The sequence below is a fragment of the Pseudomonas sp. Z3-8 genome (assembly GCF_051131975.1).
Classification (GTDB): Bacteria; Pseudomonadota; Gammaproteobacteria; order Pseudomonadales; family Pseudomonadaceae; genus Aquipseudomonas.
Window position 1 is genome coordinate 5,135,620 of sequence record NZ_CP071643.1, and the last position, 21,350, is coordinate 5,156,969.

Annotated in this window: 16 protein-coding genes and 1 pseudogene; 13 read left to right on the forward strand and 4 right to left on the reverse strand. The window is 60.9% G+C overall.

Translation table 11 applies throughout. The features are described 5' to 3' along the window. Positions 1-116 precede the first annotated feature (116 nt). The 7 genes and pseudogenes from J3P94_RS23505 to J3P94_RS23535 all read left to right on the forward strand — a co-directional run bounded on the left by J3P94_RS23505 (position 117) and on the right by J3P94_RS23535 (position 8,961). Positions 117-1,718 carry an ABC transporter substrate-binding protein gene (locus J3P94_RS23505; protein WP_434569832.1) on the forward strand — a complete coding sequence of 534 codons (1,602 nt, stop codon included), beginning with the start codon at positions 117-119 and terminating at the stop codon, positions 1,716-1,718. A 171-nt stretch (positions 1,719-1,889) separates the two neighbouring features. Further along, on the forward strand, positions 1,890-3,323 hold the full coding sequence (locus tag J3P94_RS23510) for an OprD family porin (RefSeq protein ID WP_434569833.1): 1,434 nt from the start codon (positions 1,890-1,892) through the stop codon (positions 3,321-3,323). A gap of 75 nt (positions 3,324-3,398) precedes the next feature. Further along, positions 3,399-4,995 (forward strand): annotated as a pseudogene (locus J3P94_RS23515) (ABC transporter substrate-binding protein). A 74-nt stretch (positions 4,996-5,069) separates the two neighbouring features. Then, positions 5,070-6,080, forward strand: coding sequence for an ABC transporter permease subunit (locus J3P94_RS23520; protein WP_434569834.1), 1,011 nt, complete (start codon positions 5,070-5,072; stop codon positions 6,078-6,080). 10 nt (positions 6,081-6,090) lie between these two features. Next, positions 6,091-7,002: an ABC transporter permease subunit gene (locus J3P94_RS23525; protein ID WP_434569835.1), complete on the forward strand. Its 912-nt coding sequence runs from the start codon at positions 6,091-6,093 to the stop codon at positions 7,000-7,002. A gap of 10 nt (positions 7,003-7,012) precedes the next feature. Beyond that, positions 7,013-7,981 carry an ABC transporter ATP-binding protein gene (locus tag J3P94_RS23530; RefSeq protein ID WP_305496856.1) on the forward strand — a complete coding sequence of 323 codons (969 nt, stop codon included), beginning with the start codon at positions 7,013-7,015 and terminating at the stop codon, positions 7,979-7,981. Beyond that, on the forward strand, positions 7,981-8,961 hold the full coding sequence (locus J3P94_RS23535; protein WP_305496858.1) for a peptide ABC transporter ATP-binding protein: 981 nt from the start codon (positions 7,981-7,983) through the stop codon (positions 8,959-8,961). The genes J3P94_RS23530 and J3P94_RS23535 overlap by 1 nt, the downstream gene beginning before the upstream one ends. 249 nt (positions 8,962-9,210) lie before the next feature. Here the strand turns inward: J3P94_RS23535 and J3P94_RS23540 are convergent, their stop codons facing one another. Beyond that, positions 9,211-9,462, reverse strand: coding sequence for a hypothetical protein (locus tag J3P94_RS23540; protein WP_434569836.1), 252 nt, complete (start codon positions 9,460-9,462; stop codon positions 9,211-9,213). 506 nt (positions 9,463-9,968) lie between these two features. After that, on the reverse strand, positions 9,969-11,552 hold the full coding sequence (locus tag J3P94_RS23545) for a peptide chain release factor 3 (RefSeq protein WP_434569837.1): 1,584 nt from the start codon (positions 11,550-11,552) through the stop codon (positions 9,969-9,971). Between the two features lie 334 nt (positions 11,553-11,886). Here J3P94_RS23545 and J3P94_RS23550 point away from each other — a divergent pair, with 334 nt between their 5' ends. The 5 genes from J3P94_RS23550 to J3P94_RS23570 all read left to right on the forward strand — a co-directional run bounded on the left by J3P94_RS23550 (position 11,887) and on the right by J3P94_RS23570 (position 17,155). Continuing rightward, positions 11,887-12,603 (forward strand): ABC transporter permease, encoded by a 717-nt coding sequence (locus J3P94_RS23550; RefSeq protein ID WP_186612146.1) that lies wholly within the window; start codon positions 11,887-11,889, stop codon positions 12,601-12,603. Between the two features lie 24 nt (positions 12,604-12,627). Then, on the forward strand, positions 12,628-13,530 hold the full coding sequence (locus tag J3P94_RS23555) for a glycine betaine ABC transporter substrate-binding protein (protein ID WP_434569838.1): 903 nt from the start codon (positions 12,628-12,630) through the stop codon (positions 13,528-13,530). A gap of 15 nt (positions 13,531-13,545) precedes the next feature. Continuing rightward, positions 13,546-14,199 (forward strand): ABC transporter permease, encoded by a 654-nt coding sequence (locus tag J3P94_RS23560; protein ID WP_305496867.1) that lies wholly within the window; start codon positions 13,546-13,548, stop codon positions 14,197-14,199. Continuing rightward, entirely contained in the window at positions 14,196-15,353 is a 1,158-nt protein-coding gene (locus J3P94_RS23565) for an osmoprotectant ABC transporter ATP-binding protein OsmV (protein WP_434569839.1), read from the forward strand. Before J3P94_RS23560 ends, J3P94_RS23565 begins: the two co-directional genes overlap by 4 nt. 638 nt (positions 15,354-15,991) lie before the next feature. Beyond that, positions 15,992-17,155 (forward strand): type III PLP-dependent enzyme, encoded by a 1,164-nt coding sequence (locus J3P94_RS23570; protein ID WP_434569840.1) that lies wholly within the window; start codon positions 15,992-15,994, stop codon positions 17,153-17,155. Positions 17,156-17,191: 36 nt separating this feature from the next. Here J3P94_RS23570 and J3P94_RS23575 read toward each other — a convergent pair whose 3' ends face one another. Both J3P94_RS23575 and J3P94_RS23580 read right to left on the reverse strand, forming a co-directional pair. Further along, positions 17,192-17,953 (reverse strand): tetratricopeptide repeat protein, encoded by a 762-nt coding sequence (locus J3P94_RS23575; protein ID WP_434569841.1) that lies wholly within the window; start codon positions 17,951-17,953, stop codon positions 17,192-17,194. Next, positions 17,954-18,634, reverse strand: a complete 681-nt coding sequence (locus tag J3P94_RS23580) for a Fe2+-dependent dioxygenase (protein ID WP_434569842.1) — start codon at positions 18,632-18,634, stop codon at positions 17,954-17,956. Between the two features lie 209 nt (positions 18,635-18,843). Here J3P94_RS23580 and J3P94_RS23585 point away from each other — a divergent pair, with 209 nt between their 5' ends. Continuing rightward, complete coding sequence (locus J3P94_RS23585) at positions 18,844-21,162, forward strand: TonB-dependent receptor (RefSeq protein WP_434569843.1); 2,319 nt, start codon at positions 18,844-18,846, stop codon at positions 21,160-21,162. Positions 21,163-21,350 lie beyond the last annotated feature (188 nt).

Here is a 21,350-nt window from a genome sequence, read left to right on the forward strand (position 1 = left end):
TTTTGCCAATCCTGCGGCAGCGCTGTTCACGCATTGGAATGAGCCCAGTGCCCCGGCCCCGTTCCTGGAAGGACACCGGTTCACTGTCAAACACCCCGAACGAGAGAGGGAGCGTCATGCGCCATACCTTGGTTTTATCCGCATTGCTGGGCACCGGCCTGCTGGCCGCTACATCCGCGGCCCAGGCCGCCGGCGGCAGCCTGGTGTTCTGTTCCGAAGGCAGCCCCGCCGGTTTCGACACCGCGCAATACACCACCGCGACCGACAACGATGCTGCCGAACCGCTGTACAACCGTCTGGCCGAGTTTGAAAAAGGCGCGACCAATGTCGTGCCGGGCCTGGCGACGAGCTGGGACATTTCCGAAGACGGCCTGAAATACACCTTCCACCTGCGCGAAGGGGTGAAATTCCACACCACCGACTACTTCACGCCGACCCGGGATTTCAACGCCGACGATGTGCTGTTCACCTTCAACCGCATGCTTGATCCGCAGCATCCGTTTCGCAAGGCCTACCCCACCGAGTTCCCGTACTTCAACGGCATGAGCCTGAACAAAAACATCGCCAAGGTCGAAGCGACAGGACCGCTGACGGTGGTCATGACGCTCAACAGCGTGGACGCGGCATTCATCCAGAACATCGCCATGAGCTTCGCCTCGATCCTTTCGGCCGAGTACGCCGACAAGCTGCTCACTAGCGGCAAGCCGAGCGACATCAACCAGAAGCCGATCGGCACCGGGGCTTTCGAGTTCAAGAGTTACCAGAAAGACTCCAACATCCGCTACGTCGCCAACAAGCAGTACTGGGCGCCTGAGCGGGTCAAGCTGGACAACCTGATCTTCTCGATCAACACCGATGCGTCGGTGCGGGTGCAGAAGCTCAAGGCCAACGAATGCCAGATTACCCTGCATCCACGCCCGGCCGATGTGCCGGCGCTGAAGAACGATCCCAAGCTGCAACTGATCGAGAAGCCCGGTTTCAACCTTGGCTATATCGCCTATAACGTTCGCCACAAACCCTTCGACCAGGTCGAAGTACGCCGGGCGCTGGACATGGCAGTGAACAAGCAGGGCATTCTCAACGCCGTGTACCAGGGCGCGGGACAACTGGCGCAAAACTCGATGCCGCCAACCCAATGGTCCTACGACGACACCATCAAGGACGCCCCCTACGACCCGGAAAAAGCCAAGGAGCTGCTCAAGGCCGCCGGGGTCAAGGAAGGCACCGAAATCACCCTCTGGGCCATGCCCGTGCAACGCCCGTACAACCCCAACGCCAAGCTGATGGCCGAGATGCTCCAGTCCGACTGGGCGAAGATCGGTTTGAAGGTGAAGATCGTCACCTACGAATGGGGCGAGTACATCAAGCGCACCAAGAACGGCGAGCACGACATCAACCTGATCGGCTGGACCGGCGACAATGGGGACCCGGACAACTGGATGGGTACGCTGTACAGCTGCGACGCCATTGGCGGCAACAACTACTCCCAATGGTGTGACCAGGACTACGACAAGCTGATCAAGCAGGCCAAGATCGTCACCGACCGCGAGCAGCGCACCGTGCTTTATAAACAGGCCCAGCAGTTGCTCAAGCAGCAAGTGCCGATCACGCCTATCGCCCACTCGACGGTCAATCAGCCGCTGAGTGCCAAAGTCGAAGGGTTCAAGGTCAGCCCCTTCGGTCGCAACGTCTTCTCGGGCGTCAGCCTGAACCCATAACCGTTTAGCCATGCAGCGAGGGCTTCCTTTGGAAGCCCTCCGCCAGCGTTTTGCCTTAATTCGCCGATCAAGCGCCTGGCAAACGTTTGCAAGCTGCAAATGAGTTGTAAACCAATAGCCGTATCACCGAAAAAGAACGGCATAAAAAAGAAAGAAAAAGGAGCGTTACCCATGAAACTGAGCAGCACCGCGATACTGGCCCTGGCCATCAGCAGCGTTACGGCCACGGCTTACGCAGATCCTCAAAGCCAGGCTGTCAGCCCTGTCTCCATCAAAGAAAAAAAAGCCCAAAGCGAAGCTACCGGCTTCTTGGAAGGGCAATCGGTGACAGGGTCCACGCGTAACTGGTATGCGAACGAGCAGCTCAAGCGTGGCGGGAAGTTCGTCTACAACAAAAATGGCGCTCTGGCCGAAACCGACCGTCGTATCAACTGGGTTCAGGGCACCATCGTCAATTACACCTCGGGCTTTACCGAAGGGACCGTCGGGTTCAGCACTGAAATCGCTGCCTATAACGCCATTGCGCTGGAACGCGATCGCGAGAACATGGCGGCGGGCAATGGCGGAGCGCCAAAAACGGGCGTTGCTTCAGGCAATAACCGTACCCTGACCGAAAAAGGCGGTGACGCAGTGGGCCAGTGGAGCAAACTGGGCTTGGCTAACGTCAAGGCGCGCTTCTCCAACAGCACCCTGACAGCCGGTCGCCAAAGCTACAGCAGCCCACAAGTCGACACGATCGGTAACCGTGCCTTGCCTTCGAGCTTTCAAGGGGTGAGCTTGAATGTCGCGGAGCTGGAAAACCTGACTTTCGACGCAGCAACGTTCGATCGCGTGTCCCCGCGTTCGGAACAAAGTCTGCGCAAATTCCGCGCCGAGTACGCCAACGGTCGTCAAGAATCCGACCACATCCACACAGCCGGTATCACCTACACGCCGCTCGCCAGCCTGACCACCAGTCTCTGGGCCACCAAGGCCGAAGATCTTTGGAACCAATATTATTTCGGCGCCAGCCATGTACTTGGCGACAGCTCCGTGCTGAGCCTGACTACCGGGCTGAACTATTACAAAACCCAGGAAGAAGGCAAAGCGCTGATCGGCGACATCGACAATGACACCTATTCGTTGTCGTTCGGCCTGACGCATCAGGCGCACACGCTTACTCTTTCCTACCAGCAAGTGAACGGTAACGAGTATTTCGACTACCTGAACGAAACCAACGGCATCTACCTGGCCAACTCCCTGTTGTCGGACTTCAACGGCCCGAACGAAAAATCCTTCCAGGTCGCCTATGGCCTGAACATGGCTGAATATGGCGTTCCAGGCCTGAAATTCAATATTTACCAGGCACGTGGCTGGGGCATCGACGGTACCCACTACAGCGGAAACAACGGCGTGGTTGGCAAAGGCTACGATGGTATCCAGACTCAGGACGGCGAACACCATTACGAATACGGCATCGGCGCATCCTATGCCGTACAGAGTGGCCCTCTGAAAGCAACCGCGATCCGTGCGACCTACACCGCACACCGCGCCAGCGAAAACCAATCTGACGGCAGCATCAACGAATTCCGCCTGGTCACCACCATCCCGTTCAACATTCTCTAACCTTTCCACCGACGGTCGACCCACAAGGTTGACCGTTCGGTTTTTTGCCGTTCAACCGATTGCAGAGGATTGACGATGAACATGAACCCCCTACGCGCCGCCATTGCCGCCGCACTGCTGAGTGTTGCCGTTGGCGCCACGGCCAAACCCCTGGTGGTTTGCACAGAAGCCAGTCCGGAAGGCTTCGACATGGTCCAGTACACGACTGCAGTCACCGCCGACGCCGTGGCCGAAACGATCTTCAACCGCCTGGCCGACTTCAAGCCCGGCACCACCGAAGTGATTCCTGCCCTGGCCGAGTCCTGGGACATCAGCGACGACGGCCTGACGTATACCTTCCACCTGCGCAAAGGCGTCAAGTTCCACACCACCGATTACTTCAAGCCGACCCGCGACATGAACGCCGACGACGTGGTCTGGAGTTTCCAGCGCCAGCTGGACCCGAATCACCCGTGGCACAAACTGTCGAGCGTGGGTTTCCCGTACTTTGAAAGCATGGGTTTCAAGGAACTGCTCAAGAACGTCGAAAAGGTCGACGAGCACACGGTCAAGTTCACCCTGACCCGCCGCGAAGCACCGTTCCTGGCCGACATCGCCATGGCGTTCTCCTCGATCTACCCGGCCGAATACGCCGACCAATTGCTCAAGGCAGGCAAGGCCGGGGAGCTGAACAGCAAGCCGATCGGCACCGGGCCGTTCATCTTCCAGCGCTACAACAAAGACGCCCAGGTCCGCTTCAAGGCCAACCCGGACTACTTCCGGGGCAAGCCGCCGGCCGATGCGCTGGTGCTGGCGATCGCCACCGATAACAATGTGCGCATGCAAAAACTCAAGACCAATGAGTGCCAGATCGCGCTGTACCCGAAACCGGACGATATCCCCAGCATCAAGAAAGACCCGAACCTGAAGGTCACCGAGCTGGATGCGATGACCGTTTCCTACACCGCCCTGAACACCAGCCACAAATACATGAGCGACGTGCGGGTGCGCAAAGCCATCGACCTGGCCTTCGACAAGGAAGCCTACGTCAACGCGCTGTTCGGCAAGGGCAACGCCACCGCCGCGGTCAACCCTTACCCGCCGACGCTGCTGGGTTACAACCACGACCTGAAGAACCCGACCCGCGACCTCGACAAGGCGCGCCAGTTGCTCAAGGAAGCCGGCGTGCCGGAAGGCACCGTGTTTACCCTGTTCACCCGCAACGGCGGCGGTCCGACCAACCCCAACCCGATGCTCGGCGCGCAAATGATGCAGGCCGACCTGGCGAAAGTCGGGATCAAGGTCGATATCCGCGTGATGGAATGGGGCGAAATGCTCAAACGCGCGAAAAAACGGCGAGCACGACATGGTTTCCGCCGGATGGGCGGGCGATAACGGCGACCCGGATAATTTCCTGACGCCTATGCTCAGTTGCGAAGCCGCCAAGAACGGCGAAAACTACGCGCGCTGGTGCAACGAGAAATTCCAGGCGCTGCTCGACCAGGCACGCGCCACAGTGAACCCCGAGGAGCGCGCGAGGCTCTATGAGCAGGCCCAGGTGATTTTCAACCAGGACCAGCCATGGATCAGCATGGCCCACACCCGCATGTTCACGGCAATGCGCAAGAACGTAGAGGGTTATGTGATTAGCCCGCTCACCACTAACAACTTCGCCACCACCCAGGTGAAGTAGATAAGAAAACGCCCGGCAACCTCCACCAAAGGATTGCCGGGCACGCCTAACCGGCTGATGAGGTACACCTGAAGATGTTTAGTTTTATTGCCCGCCGACTGGGATTACTGATTCCCACGTTCTTCGGCATCACCTTGCTGACCTTCGCGTTGATTCGCATGATCCCCGGCGACCCCGTGGAAGTGATGATGGGCGAACGTCGGGTCGATCCCGAAATGCATGCTCAGGCAATGGAACGCCTTGGCCTGAACAAACCGCTGTATGCCCAGTACTTGGACTACATCGGTAAACTGGCCCAGGGCGATCTTGGCGAATCGCTGCGTACCCGTGAAAGCGTATGGAGCGAGTTCTGCACCCTGTTTCCAGCGACGTTCGAGCTGTCCATGGCCGCGCTGCTGTTCGCCGGTATCCTCGGCCTGCTGGCCGGGGTGATCGCGGCACTCAAGCGAGGATCCCTGTTCGACCATGGGGTGATGGGCATCTCCCTGGCGGGGTATTCGATGCCGATCTTCTGGTGGGGGCTGATTCTGATCATGTTCTTCTCGGTCAGCTTGGGCTGGACGCCGGTATCCGGTCAAAACGACCTGCTCATCGATGTCGCACGCCCGACAAAGTTCATGCTGATCGACACTATCCTCAGCGATGAGCCCGGTGCGGTACTCGACTACCTGCATCACCTGATCCTGCCTGCAATCGTTTTGGGCACTATTCCACTGGCAGTCATCGCGCGGATGACCCGCTCATCGATGCTCGAAGTACTGCGTGAGGACTACATCCGCACAGCCAAGGCCAAAGGCCTGTCGCCGTCGCGCGTAGTGTTCGTGCACGGCCTGCGCAACGCGCTGATCCCGGTACTGACCGTGATCGGCTTGCAAGTCGGCACACTGCTGGCCGGCGCGGTCCTGACCGAAACGATCTTCTCCTGGCCGGGCATCGGCAAGTGGCTGATCGAAGCCATTGCCGCGCGGGATTATCCTGTGGTGCAAAACGGCATTCTGCTGATCGCCTGCATCGTGATTCTGGTCAACTTCGTCGTGGACATCCTCTACGGCTTTGCCAACCCACGTATCCGTCACCAGCGCTGAGATCAAAACCATGAGTACTCCAACTACCTCGGTAGCAGTCGATCAAAGCCTGCTGTACCCGTCCCCGTACAAAGAATTCTGGCAAGCGTTTTCCCGCAACAAGGGCGCCGTCGCCGGGCTGATGTTCATGATCCTGATCGTGTTCTGCGCACTCTTCGCCCCATGGGTCGCGCCGCATGACCCGAGCGAGCAATACCGTGACTTCCTGCTAACGCCGCCGGCGTGGCTCGAAGGCGGGCAGATGCAGTTCCTGCTGGGCACCGACGAACTGGGCCGCGATTTGCTCTCGCGCCTGATCGAGGGCTCGCGGCTGTCGATGCTGATCGGCCTGTCGTCGGTGGTGATGTCGCTGATCCCAGGCATCCTGCTGGGGCTGTTCGCCGGGTTCTTCCCACGTATCCTCGGCCCGACCATCATGCGCCTGATGGACATCATGCTCGCCCTGCCCTCGCTGCTGCTGGCCGTGGCGATCGTCGCCATCCTCGGCCCAGGCCTGATCAACACCGTGATCGCCATCGCCATCGTCTCGTTGCCGTCCTACGTGCGCCTGACCCGCGCCGCCGTGATGGGCGAGCTGAACCGCGACTACGTGACCGCCGCCCGCCTGGCCGGTGCCGGCCTGCCGCGCCTGATGTTCATCACCGTGCTGCCCAACTGCATGGCACCGCTGATCGTCCAGGCGACCCTGAGCTTTTCCTCGGCGATCCTCGACGCCGCCGCCCTGGGCTTCCTCGGCCTTGGCGTGCAGCCACCAACCCCTGAGTGGGGCACGATGCTGGCCTCGGCCCGCGACTACATCGAACGCGCCTGGTGGGTCGTGAGCCTGCCCGGCCTGACCATTTTGCTCAGCGTGCTGGCAATCAACCTGATGGGCGACGGTCTGCGCGATGCGCTGGACCCGAAACTCAAGAATGCCGCCTGAGGAGATTCCCATGTCATTGCTAGAAATCAAGAATCTCAACGTCCGCTTCGGCGACGCCACCGCCGTGCCGGTGGTCGACGGCCTGGACCTGAGCGTGGATAAAGGCGAGGTGCTGGCGATCGTCGGCGAATCGGGCTCGGGTAAATCCGTGACCATGATGGCGCTGATGGGCCTGATCGAGCACCCCGGCATCGTCACCGCCGACGCGCTTAACTTCGACGGCAAGAACATGCTCAAGCTGAGCAACCGCCAGCGCCGGCAGATCGTCGGCAAGGACCTGGCGATGGTTTTCCAGGACCCGATGACCGCGCTCAACCCCAGCTACACCGTGGGTTTCCAGATCGAAGAAGTGCTGCGCCTGCACCTGAAGATGTCCGGCAAGGCCGCGCGCAAACGCGCCATCGAACTGCTGGAAAAAGTCGAGATCCCTGGCGCCGCCAGCCGCATGGACGCCTACCCGCATCAACTGTCCGGCGGCATGAGCCAGCGCGTGGCGATTGCCATGGCGATTGCCGGCGAGCCGAAACTGCTGATCGCCGACGAACCGACCACCGCTCTGGACGTGACCATCCAGGCGCAAATCATGGATCTGCTGCTGGCCCTGCAGAAAGAGCAGGACATGGGCCTGGTGCTGATCACCCATGACCTCGCCGTCGTGGCTGAAACTGCCCAGCGCGTGTGCGTGATGTACGCCGGCCAGGCCGTGGAAGTGGGCAAGGTGCCGCAGCTGTTCGACATCCCGGCCCACCCGTACAGCGAAGCACTGCTGGCGGCGATTCCGGAGCACAGCATGGGCGCCGAGCGCCTGGCGACGTTGCCGGGCATCGTGCCCGGTCGCTACGACCGCCCGCAAGGCTGCCTGCTGTCGCCGCGCTGCCCGTACGTGCGCGACAACTGCCGCCAGGAGCGCCCTGCGCTCGATCCGAAATCCAACAGCCTCGCCCGCTGCTTCTACCCGTTGAACCAGGAGGTGGCGTGATGGCCGTCGTACTTACCGCCCGTGACCTGACCCGTCATTACGAAGTGTCCCGTGGCATGTTCAAGGGCCATGCGACCGTGCGCGCCCTCAACGGTGTGTCGTTCGAACTGGAAGCCGGCAAGACCCTGGCCGTGGTCGGTGAATCCGGATGCGGCAAATCCACCCTCGCCCGAGCCCTGACGCTGATCGAAGAGCCTTCCGCCGGTTCCTTGAAAATCGCCGGGCAGGAAGTGGCCGGCGCCAACAAGGCCGAGCGCAAGCAACTGCGCAAAGACGTGCAGATGGTCTTCCAGAGTCCTTATGCGTCCCTCAACCCGCGGCAGAAAATCGGTGATCAACTGGCCGAGCCGTTGCTCATCAACACCAACCTCTCGGCCACCGAGCGTCGCGACAAAGTCCAGGCGATGATGAAGCAGGTGGGCCTGCGCCCCGAGCATTACCAGCGCTACCCGCATATGTTCTCCGGCGGCCAGCGCCAGCGCATCGCCCTAGCCCGCGCCATGATGCTGCAACCCAAGGTGCTGGTGGCGGACGAACCGACGTCGGCGCTGGACGTGTCGATCCAGGCGCAGGTGCTGAACCTGTTCATGGACCTGCAGCAGGAATTCAACACCGCCTATGTGTTCATTTCCCACAACCTGGCGGTGGTGCAGCACGTCGCTGACGACGTGATGGTGATGTACCTCGGCCGCCCGGTGGAAATGGGCCCCAACGAGTCCATCTACAGCCGCCCACTGCACCCCTACACCCAGGCGCTGCTGTCGGCCACCCCGACCATCCACCCGGACCCGAACAAGCCGAAGATCAAGATCGTCGGCGAACTGCCCAACCCGCTTAACCCACCGTCCGGCTGCGCCTTCCACAAGCGCTGCCCGTACGCGACCGAGCGTTGCAAGACCGAAGAGCCGGCCCTTCGCCCGTTGGATAACCGATTGGTGGCGTGTCACTACGCCGAGCGGTTCCTTGACGGCGCGGCGTAAGGCTAAAAAGCAGCAAAGCACGTAAGGCAGAAAAGCACTTGTGGCGAGGGAGCTTGCTCCCGCTGGGCCGCGAAGCGGACCCTCTTTTTTGGGCCTGCTGCGCCCGAAGCGTCGGACCGGGCCAGCGGGAGCAAGCTCCCTCGCCACGGGACCATCCTTTGCCTTGGGTCATGCACCCGACATAAAAAACCCCTCCAGCCCCGACTGAGTATCAGTTGGGGCTGGAGGGGGTTTCTGTAGGCCACAAACCTACGTCTGGCTATCGCCCTCTTCATCCTCATCGCCATCCGGCGTGTCGATTGGCGAACCATCATCATCCTCGCCATCGTCCGGATCGCCTGCGTCCGCATCGGTCGCGGCAAGCATCAACTCGCCTTGAACCACCGAGCCACTCGACGCGTGCTTCTCGTGCTCATCGCATTCGGCCCACGCTGCGGTGGAACCGAGGGACAGCATCACCAACACCTTTAGAAAAAACATCATGCGCAGCAGCTTATTCATAGCCAATTCCTTCTTTACCGGATAAAGCCGGGGCCGACGGTGCTCAGGAAATATTGTTCCGAACAGACCGGTTCATCAGATAGGACGCCACGGAACAGCCAGAAATGCCGCTCGACTAAAGATCGGTTTCGAATAAGGTTTATTCCCAAACCCACTAACACCACAGCATCCATGCAAGCTGACCCACCGCCTTCGCGAGCAGGCTCGCTCCCACAGGGATTATGGGTGGCCGGGAGATTGAAGACTGTCGCAGGACTAATGTGGGAGCGAGCCTGCTCGCGAAGATGCCCGCACATCCGGCATCCAGGCAGGCTGACCCACCGCTTTCGCGAGCAGGCTCGCTCCCACAGGGACTAGGGGTGGCCGGGAGATTGAAGACTGCCACAGAACAATGTGGGAGCGAGCTTGCTCGCGATGACGGCGGCACATCCAAAATGGATATGGCTGACACTCCGCTTTCGCCAGCAGGCTCGCTCCCACAGGTTTTCGGTTTAGACGCCTGGGGCTTAGTGATGCTCACGCGTCGCGCGGAATTTCACATCTGGCCAGCGCTCTTCCATCAGCGCGAGGTTGACCCGTGTTGGCGCCAGGTAGGTCAGGTGGCCGCCGCCGTCCAGCGCGAGGTTTTCCACGGCCTTGTTGGAAAATTCCTCGAGTTTTTTCTTGTCTTCGCATTCAATCCAGCGGGCGGAATACACGGTGATCGGCTCGTAGGAGCATTCAACCTTGTATTCCTCTTTCAGGCGGCTGGCGACGACGTCGAACTGCAGCACACCGACGGCGCCGAGGATGATGTCGTTGCTGCGCTCCGGGAAGAACACCTGGGTGGCACCCTCTTCGGCCAACTGCTGGAGGCCCTGGCGCAGTTGCTTGGACTTGAGCGGATCCTTCAGGCGTACGCGGCGGAACAGTTCCGGGGCGAAATGCGGGATGCCGGTAAAACCCAGGGCTTCGCCTTCGGTGAAGGTGTCGCCGATCTGGATGGTGCCGTGGTTGTGCAGGCCGATGATGTCGCCGGCGAAGGCCTCTTCCAGTTGCTCGCGTTCCGAGGAGAAGAAGGTCAAGGCGTCGCCGATGCGCACGTCCTTGCCGGTGCGCACGTGGCGCATCTTCATGCCCTTCTCGTACTTGCCGGAGCAAATGCGCATGAAGGCGATGCGGTCGCGATGCTTGGGGTCCATGTTCGCCTGGATCTTGAACACGAAGCCTGCGAATTTCTCTTCCACCGGCTCCACGGTGCGCTCGTTGGCAACGCGCGGCAGCGGGCGCGGAGCCCAGTCGACAACGGCGTCGAGCACATGGTCGACGCCGAAGTTGCCCAGGGCGGTACCGAAGAACACCGGAGTCAGCTGGCCGTCGAGAAATTCCTGCTGGTTGAATTCATGGCAGGCGCCCTGCACCAGCTCTAGCTGCTCGACAAAGCGTTCGTATTCGTCGCCCAGGTGCGCGCGGGCCTCGTCGGAGTCGAGCTTCTCGATGATCTTGGTTTCGGTGCGCTCATGACCGTGGCCGGCGGTGTAGACGATGATGTAGTCGTCGGCCAGGTGGTAAACGCCCTTGAAGTCGCGGTAGCAACCGATCGGCCAGGTGATCGGCGCGGCCTTGATCTTCAGGACCGCTTCGATTTCGTCGAGCAGTTCGATCGGGTCGCGAATGTCGCGGTCGAGCTTGTTGATGAAGCTGACAATCGGCGTGTCCCGCAGACGGCAGACGTCCATCAGCGCGATGGTCCGAGGCTCGACGCCCTTACCGCCGTCGAGGACCATCAAGGCCGAGTCCACCGCGGTCAGGGTACGGTAGGTGTCTTCGGAGAAGTCTTCGTGGCCCGGGGTATCGAGCAGGTTGATCATGTGATCGCGATACGGGAATTGCATGACCGACGTGGTAATGGAGATACCCCGCTGCTTTTCCATCTCCATCCAGTCGGAGGTGGCATGGCGGTCGGACTTGCGGGATTTCACCGTGCCTGCCACCGCAATCGCCTTGCCCATCAGCAAGAGCTTTTCGGTGATGGTGGTCTTACCGGCATCGGGGTGGGAAATAATGGCGAAAGTGCGGCGTTTCGCGACTTCGGCGGCCTGTTTGGTCATGGGAAATCGCCTGGCAGGTGATTCAAAAAAGGGCGGCGATTATAGCTCAACTTGTGCCAGGAACCGAACCGTTGAGCACATCAAGGGTGGCCAGATGCTGCCGCACATGGGAACCTTTTGCCGCGTGGAGGCGTCCACCACCCTGATACGAGCAACCGTCAGGGTCTGAAAAATCAGCAAGTTAGCCTGACGAGGCTGCGCTCATGGCTCGCTTCGACAGCCGTTTTGACGGCATCGAAAAGAGCTGCTTCTCGCGAACGTTTTCCCGGCAACCAATGAAGGTCCGCCGCCCGGGAAAGCGTGCGCCGACAAAAAAAGACAAAGGAGTCCGCCTGTGGCTATCCGCTATGGCAAAGGGCTTATCGGGGGGGCGGTCGTCGTCGCCCTCCTGGCCCTGTTGGTCCACTGGATCGGCATCGATACGATCCACCGTTACCGCGACGACCTGCTGTTCTACCTGCAAGCGCACCTGATGCTTGTACTGGCTTCCATGTTGGCGGCCCTGATCGTCGGCATTCCCGCCGGCATCGCCCTCAGCCGCCCCGGCATGGTCGGGCGCGCCGAACGCTTCATGCAAGTGTTCAACATCGGCAATACCGTGCCGCCCCTGGCCGTGCTGGCCATTGCCCTGGGTATCCTGGGCATCGGCAGCGGGCCGGCGATCTTCGCCCTGTTCCTCGCCTCGCTGTTGCCCATCGTGCGCAACACCTATGAAGGCCTGAAAAATGTCCAGGGCTCGCTCAAGGAAGCTGCCGTCGGCATCGGCATGACCCCGCGCCAGGTGTTGTGGAAAGTCGAACTGCCCAACGCCGTGCCGATCATCGTCGGTGGCGTGCGCGTAGCCCTGGCGATCAACGTCGGCACCGCACCGCTGGCGTTCCTGATCGGCGCCAACAGCCTTGGCAGCCTGATCTTCCCGGGCATTGCCTTGAACAATCAGCCGCAATTGCTGCTCGGCGCGGCCTGCACCGCCTTGCTGGCATTGCTGCTCGACGGCCTGGTAACCCTGGCCAGCCGCCTCTGGCTGGAACGCGGTCTGCGACCGTCCTGAGCCTGGCTGGATAAAGGAATCGTTATGAAGAAGTTGAGCTTGATCCTGGGCTGCCTGCTGCTGTTCGCGGGATTCGCCCAAGCCGCTGAAAAACCGCTGATCCGCCTCGGTGCCCGGGTGTTCACCGAGCAGACCCTGCTGGCCGAGATCACCGCGCAATACCTGCGCGACAAGGGCTACGACGCTCAGGTCACTGGCGGGCTGGGCAGCAACCTGGCCCGCAGCGCCCATGAAACCGGGCAGTTGGATTTGCTCTGGGAATACACCGGCGTGTCGCTGGTTTCCTACAACCATGTCACGGAAAAACTCGACAGCGCTCAGTCCTACGCCCGGGTGAAAGAACTCGACGCGAAAAAAGGCCTGGTCTGGCTCGCGCCGTCGAAATTCAGCAACACCTACGCCTTGGCCCTGCCGGACAAAGTCGCGAAGAAGTACCCGCAGATCAATTCCATCAGCCAATTGAATACGGTGCTGCAGGCCGAGGCCGAGGAAAATCACCTGGTCGCGCTGGACACCGAGTTCGCCAACCGTTCCGACGGCCTGGCCGGCATGGTCGAGCGCTACGGCATGAACCTGACCCGCAAGAATATCCGGCAGATGGACGCCGGCCTGGTCTACACCGCCCTGCGCAACAGCCAGGTGTTCGCCGGACTGGTGTACACCACCGACGGCCGACTGAACGCGTTCAAGCTGAAGCTGCTGGAAGACGACAAGCACTATTTCCCCGACTACACCGCCGCGCCAGTGGTGCGCCAGGCCTTCCTCGACGCCCATCCGCAACTGGCCGCGCAGCTCAAGCCACTGGCCGAATTGTTCGACGACGAAACCATGCGCCAGCTCAACGCCCGTGTGGATGTCGATCATGAAAGCCCTTCCGCCGTTGCCGCCGATTTCCTGCGCCAGCATTCCCTGCTCTCAACCCAATGACCTGGAGGAAAAGCCATGGATTTTCTTGACGCCTTTTCCCATCTGGACTGGCCGCTGGTGCTGCACCTGACCTGGCAGCACATCACCCTGGTGGGCATCGCCGTGACCCTGGCGATAATCGTCGGCGTGCCGCTGGGCATTTTCATGACCCGCTTCCCGGCGCTCGCCGGCCCGTTGCAAGCCAGCGCCACGGTACTGTTGACCATTCCGTCGATTGCCCTGTTCGGCCTGCTGCTGCCGTTCTATTCCAAGTTCGGCCAGGGCCTGGGTCCGATGCCGGCGATCACCGCGGTGTTCCTTTATTCGCTGCTGCCGATCATGCGCAACACGTACCTGGCCTTGACCGGCGTCGAACCGGGCATTCGTGAAGCCGCCCGCGGCATCGGCATGACCTTCGGCCAGCGCCTGCGCATGGTCGAATTGCCGATTGCCGTGCCGGTGATCCTCGCCGGCGTACGCACCGCCGTGGTCATGAACATCGGCGTCATGACCATCGCCGCCACCATCGGCGCCGGTGGCCTGGGCGTGCTCATCCTCGCTTCCATCAGCCGCAGCGACATGTCGATGCTGATCGTCGGCGCCGTGCTGGTCAGCCTCCTGGCCATCTTCGCTGACCTGCTTCTGCAATGGCTGCAACGCTCGCTGACCCCGAAAGGACTATTAAAATGATCGAACTTCAAAACCTCAGCAAAACCTTCAAGAGCAACGGCAAGGATGTCAAAGCCGTGGACTCGGTGAACCTGACCGTCAACGAAGGCGAGATCTGCGTGTTCCTCGGGCCGTCGGGCTGTGGCAAAAGCACCACGCTGAAGATGATCAACCGCCTGATACCGCCGACCTCGGGCAAGGTATTGATCAACGGAGAAGACACCACCGGCCTCGACGAGGTGACCCTGCGCCGCAACATCGGCTACGTGATCCAGCAGATCGGCCTGTTCCCGAACATGACCATCGAGGAGAACATCACCGTGGTGCCGCGCCTGCTCGGCTGGGACAAGCAGAAATGCCACGACCGCGCCCGCGAGTTGATGAGCATGATCAAGCTCGAACCCAAGCAGTACCTGCATCGCTACCCCCGTGAACTGTCGGGCGGCCAGCAGCAGCGGATCGGCGTGATCCGCGCCCTGGCCGCCGATGCGCCGTTGCTGCTGATGGACGAACCTTTCGGCGCGGTCGATCCGATCAACCGCGAGATGATCCAGAACGAGTTCTTCGAGATGCAACGGGCGCTGAACAAGACCGTGATCATGGTCAGCCACGACATCGACGAAGCCATCAAGCTGGGCGACAAGATCGCGATCTTCCGCGCCGGCAAACTGGTCCAGTGCGATCACCCGGACACGCTCCTCGCCCACCCGGCCGATGAATTCGTCAGCAACTTTGTCGGCCAGGACAGCACCCTCAAGCGCCTGTTGCTGGTCAAGGCCGAAGACGCGGCGGACAACGCCCCGTCGGTCAGCCCCGAAACACCGGTGGCCGAGGCGCTGGAGTTGATGGACGAACACGACCGGCGCTACGTGGTGGTTACCTGCGCCGAGAACAAGGCGCTGGGGTATGTGCGCCGTCGCGACCTGTACCGCCAGACCGGCACTTGCGGGCAGTTCCTGCGGGAATTCAACGCCACCGCGGCCTACGACGAACACCTGCGGATCCTGTTGTCGCGTATGTATGAGTTCAACCGTTCGTGGCTGCCGGTGATGGATGCCGAGCGGGTCTTCCTTGGGGAAGTGACCCAGGAATCGATTGCCGAATACCTGAGCTCCGGCAAGTCCCGTGGCGGCAAGACCAGCATCGTCTCGCCGGCTGAGACCGCGTCCATCTAGGCGGGGAAAGAGTGCCTTTGTAGCTGGCTTTTGTGGCGAGGGAGCTTGCTCCCGCTGGGTCGCGAAGCGGCCCCAAAAAAAGCGATGGGCGCTTCGCACCCAAGCGGGAGCAAGCTCCCTCGCCACAAGTGCAAACGTGACATCCAACAGGCTCGAATACCGATCCGAGGGAACATCAACCTGTCACACCGGTCGGTTACATCATGAGCTGTCGCGCGCCGCACGACGGAGACGTGCAAAAACGCGACATTTTTAGTTGATCTCAGGCCCCTCACGCCCTAAAGTTCGCGCCGAACGTCCATGCTGGAAACGATCCATCCGGCTCAAGTACTGACGACGAGACAGCAAGGCCAAGGGAATCATGTTCCAAGTCGTTTGAGAGCGTAGCGAGCGCAGGCAAGACAAGGCGGGAAGAGGCGAGGAAGCGGAGTTTACTGATTGTAAATGAGCATTCCGAGCCTCTTCCCAACGCAGTATTGCCAAGCGCAGTAGCTCTCAAACGACTTGGATGGCCTTTTTGCTTTCGGCGGCAATGCCTTGGGAAGTAGGCGAACCAAAGTGGGGATACGGAGGACGTTCGCGGGGGTTGCTGCCCTCAAACCCATTGATCCTGATGTTTGCCAGTAGGAGTCCCAAGTATGTCGATCCAGGTCGAAGATTATTTTGCGCGCGAAACCTTTCAGAAAATGAAGGCGTTCGCCGACAAGCAGGAAACCCCGTTCGTGGTGATCGACACCGCGATGATCTCGAAGGCCTATGACGACCTGCGCGCCGGTTTCGAATTCGCCAAGGTCTACTACGCCGTCAAGGCCAACCCGGCGGTGGAAATCATCGATCTGCTCAAGGATAAAGGCTCGAACTTCGACATCGCCTCGATCTATGAGCTGGACAAGGTGATGAGCCGTGGCGTCGGCCCGGACCAGATCAGCTACGGCAACACCATCAAGAAATCCAAGGACATCCGCTACTTCTACGAGAAGGGCGTGCGCCTCTACGCCACCGACTCCGAAGCCGACCTGCGCAACATCGCCAAGGCCGCGCCGGGTTCGAAAGTCTATGTGCGCATCCTCACCGAAGGTTCGACCACGGCTGACTGGCCACTGTCGCGCAAGTTCGGCTGCCAGACCGACATGGCCATGGACCTGCTGATCCTCGCCCGCGACCTGGGCCTGGTGCCGTACGGCATCTCGTTCCACGTCGGCTCGCAACAGCGCGACATCAGCGTCTGGGACGCGGCCATCGCCAAGGTCAAGGTGATTTTCGAGCGTTTGAAAGAAGAAGACGGCATCGTCTTGAAGCTGATCAACATGGGCGGTGGCTTCCCGGCCAACTACATCACCCGTACCAACAGCCTGGAAACCTACGCCGAGGAAATCATCCGCTTCCTCAAGGAAGACTTCGGCGACGAACTGCCGGAAATCATCCTCGAACCGGGCCGTTCGTTGATCGCCAACGCCGGCATCCTGGTCAGCGAAGTGGTGCTGGTGGCGCGCAAGTCGCGTACCGCCGTCGAGCGTTGGGTGTACACCGACGTGGGCAAATTCTCCGGCCTGATCGAAACCATGGACGAAGCCATCAAGTTCCCGATCTGGACCGAGAAGAAAGGCGAGATGGAAGAAGTGGTCATCGCCGGCCCGACCTGCGACAGCGCCGACATCATGTACGAGAACTACAAATACGGTTTGCCGCTGAACCTGGCGATTGGCGATCGTTTGTACTGGCTGTCGACCGGTGCCTACACCACCAGCTACAGCGCTGTGGAGTTCAATGGCTTTCCGCCGCTGAAGTCGTTCTACGTGTAAAAACGCGCTTGCCTGACCCAAAAGCCCGTGACTGGCTCACGGGCTTTTTTGCATCTGCTGGATTCGCGCCTGATAGGCCTCGATCAGTGGAGACAACGCAGTCAGCCGCGCCGTCTGCAAGGTTTGCACGGCGACACTAAGAAAATTCAGATTCCCTCCGGCCAACGCCCGGCGCAACCACACCAAGCCCTCTTCGATACGGGCATCGGCAATCAATACGCAGCCATGGCTGAACTGCCCCCGAAAATCCCCGCCTTCGGCCGAACGTCGATACCACTGGGCCGCCGCCACCGGGTCCGCCGGGCAGAAACGCCCCTCTTCCAGATACCGCCCCAACAGATTCATAGATTTGGCGTGCCCCAGCTCGGCCGCGCGCCAATAAAGGACCAATGCCTGCGGCTGATTCTCAGAAACGCCGCGCCCAGTCGCCAGCAGGTTGGCCAGGTTGTACATCGCCCAATCCAGTCCTGCCTCGGCTGCCTGGCGATAATGTCCGGCCGCGACCGAAGGATCGGCGACACAGCCCCAGCCATGCTCATGGCATCGCCCCAGCATGTTGCGCGCCATCAGGTGCCCGCGTTGGGCGGCGATTTCGAACCAGCGCCGGGCCAGGGTTTTGTCCTGTTCGATACCGCGCCCTTCGAGCAGGATCTGCCCCAGCAGCGCCTGGGCCTCAAGCAGCCCTTCGCCCGCTGCGATCAAAATCGCCTGGGCCGCCCGCGCCGGGCTGTCCTCGAGCATGGCCTTGAGGGCCTCGCCGTCGAGCACTTCCTCGCGGCGCAGACGAAAATCCGCCACCTACACCTCGACCCAGCGACGCAATAGGTTGTGGTAGGTGCCGGTCAGGCGAATCAACGACGGATGCTCGGGCACGTCCCGGGTCAGTTCCCGGATCGCACCGTCCATCTCGAACAGCAGCGCGCGCTGGCTGTCTTCGCGCACCAGGCTCTGGGTCCAGAAGAACGAGGCATAGCGTGCGCCACGGGTAACCGCGTTGACCTTGTGCAGGCTGGTGCCCGGATACAACACCATGTCCCCGGCCGGCAATTTGACCCGTTGGGTGCCGTAGGTGTCCTGTATTTCCAGCTCGCCGCCGTCGTAGTCCTCCGGGTCGCTGAAGAACAGCGTGGCCGACAGGTCGGTGCGCACCCGCTCGGCACTGCCCTTGGGCTGGCGTACGGCATTGTCGATATGGAAATCGAAACTGCCGCCAGCGGTGTAGCAATTCACCAGCGGCGGGAAGACTTTGTGTGGAAGCGCCGCCGACATGAACAAAGGGTTTTTCCACAACCGATCCAGCATGGCCGCGCCGATTTCCTTGGCCAGGGGATGCCCCTCGGGCAGTTGCAGGTTGTGCTTGGCCTTGGCCGATTGATAACCGGCCGTGACCTTGCCATCTGCCCATTCGGCCTGCTCCAGGGCCTCGCGTATACGCTGCACTTCTTCAGGAGAAAACACACCGGGAATGTGCAGCAACATGGCATTCGAGACCTGTGGATAACGCGGGGCGCCAATGTTAGTGATTCTTATTGACTGTGCACAACCCCCGCCAACGCACCACTGGGCAGAAACCGTAAAGGCAAAATGTAAAGAATGTAAATTCCTCACAAATAGCAATGTTTCGCAATTGATACATAAAACTGTTTACCCTATATTCCGCCGCCTCAACCTTGGGGAAGGCACTGTTCATGTCGCGTCAACAATCACAATTACCGGTTAATTCACCTCGTCTGCTGGCCTCCGCCATCGGCGTCGCCCTCGGTGCGACGTCAATCGCGCAGATGGCCCAAGCGGCGGAAAAGATCGACGAAAAAGCCCCGCGCAACGCCATCTCCCTGGACGCTACCAGCATTACGGGCGAGGCCCAGGACACGACGTCCTACCAGGTCGAAAAAGCCTCGTCCTCGAAATACACCGCGCCGCTGGTCGACACGCCGCGCTCGGTGACGGTCATTCCCCAGCAGGTGCTCAAGGACACCGGCGCCCTCAACATGCAGGACGCCCTGCGTACCGTGCCGGGCATCACTTTTGGCGCCGGCGAAGGCGGCAACCCCCAGGGCGACCGACCTTTCATCCGTGGCTTCGATGCCCAGGGCGACACTTATCTGGATAACGTGCGTGATACCGGTTCGCAAAGCCGGGAGATCTTTGCGGTGGAGTCCATCGAGGTCAGCAAGGGCCCGAACTCGGCCATCGGCGGCCGCGGCGCCGCCGGCGGCACCATCAACCTGGTGAGCAAGAAAGCCCACTTGGGCGACTCGTTCGACGGCGGCTTCACCTGGGGTTCGGACCAGACCCAGCGCTACACCCTCGACGGCAATTACCAGTTCAGCGACAGCGCCGCCGGCCGGCTCAACCTGATGAGCCACGAAAGCAACGTCGCCGGTCGTGACCAGGTCAACTACGATCGCTGGGGCGTCGCGCCGTCGCTGGCGTTCGGCCTGGGCACCGACACCCGGGTCAACCTCGACTACTATCACCTGGAAAGCAACGACCTGCCGGATTCGGGCATTCCCTACAGGGTTCCCGCCTCGGGCCGCACCGCCGACCGCACCAAAGCCAACCCGGACAAGCCCTATGCCGGCGGCGACAACAGCAACTTCTATGGCCTCACCGACCGCGACTTCCGCAAGACCCGCGTCGACACCGCGACCATCGCCATCGAGCATGACCTGAGCGATGCGCTGACCGTCAAGAACACCCTGCGCCACGGCTCCAGCATGCAGGACTACATCCTCACCCAACCCGACGACAGCAAGGGCAACGTCAACAACGGTACAGTCTGGCGCCGCGTCAACAGCCGCGTCAGCAACGTCGACACCACCACTAACCAGACTGATCTGTCCGGTGATTTTTATGTGGCCGGCTTCAAGAACAGTTTCTCCACCGGCATCGAGCTGAGCCGCGAGACCGGCGAGAAGACTTCGTACAACGTCAACACCGACACCGTACCGGGCACCACCGCCGCGAACACCAACTGCACGCCGGCCCTGGTCGGCGCGCCGAGCGGCTACAACTGCACGTCGCTGTCCAACCCGAACCCGAACGATCCCTGGAACGGCGCGATTTCGCGCAATTACGCCGGCACCGACACCACCAGCGTCACCCGCGCGCTCTACGTGTTCGACACGCTGGAACTGTCACCGCAGTGGCTGGTGAACATGGGTTTGCGCTACGACCACTTCGACACGAAATACAAGACTTACGACGCCGCCGGTACCACCACGTCCAAGGGTGACGACACCAGCGAATTCGTCACCGGCCAGTTCGGCCTGGTCTGGAAACCAGCCGACAACGGCAGCATCTATGCGTCCTACGCGACCTCGGCCACGCCGCCCGGCAGCATGGTTGGCGAAGGCATCGAGGGCAATCCGCTCGGTGGGACGCCAGACCGCAGTGGCAACCTGCTCGCCAGTGACATGGAGCCGGAAACCACCAAGAACTACGAGATCGGCACCAAGTGGGACTTGCTCGACAGCCGGCTTTCGCTGACCGCGGCGATTTTCCGCACCGAGAAGGAAAACGCCCGGGTGCAGGTCGACACCACGACCTATGAAAACGCCGGCAAGACTCGCGTCGACGGCCTGGAGCTGTCGGCCAGCGGCAAGCTCACCGAGAAATGGCAGGTGTTCGCCGGCTACAGTTACCTGGACAGTGAGCAGGTCGATGGCGGGCCGATGAGCACCAGCGATGGCAACGAGTTGCCGAACACGCCGAAAAACAGCGCCAGCGTCTGGACCACCTACGCGCTCACGCCAAAGCTGACCATCGGTGGCGGGGCCTTTTATGTGGATGATGTGTTCGGCAGCGTGGCGAACACCACCATGGTCGACTCTTATGTGCGTTATGACGCCATGGCCAGCTACAAGGTCAGCAAGCACCTGGACCTGCAACTCAACGTGCAGAACCTGACCGACGAGACTTACTACGACAAGGCATTCTCGACCCACTTCGCCAACCAGGCGGCCGGGCGCACGGCGTTGTTGAGTACCAATTTCCACTTCTGACCGGTTGAAAGAACCCGACGCCGATGGCGGGGAGTGAACCGGTGGGAGCGAGCCTGCTCGCGAAAGCGGAGTGTCAATTGGCATATGCCTGACTGACACGACGTCTTCGCGAGCAGGCTCGCTCCCACAGGATCCAGCCACCGCCCCATTACTGACCGGCACCGGGCAAAAGCCCCGTTCATGCAAAT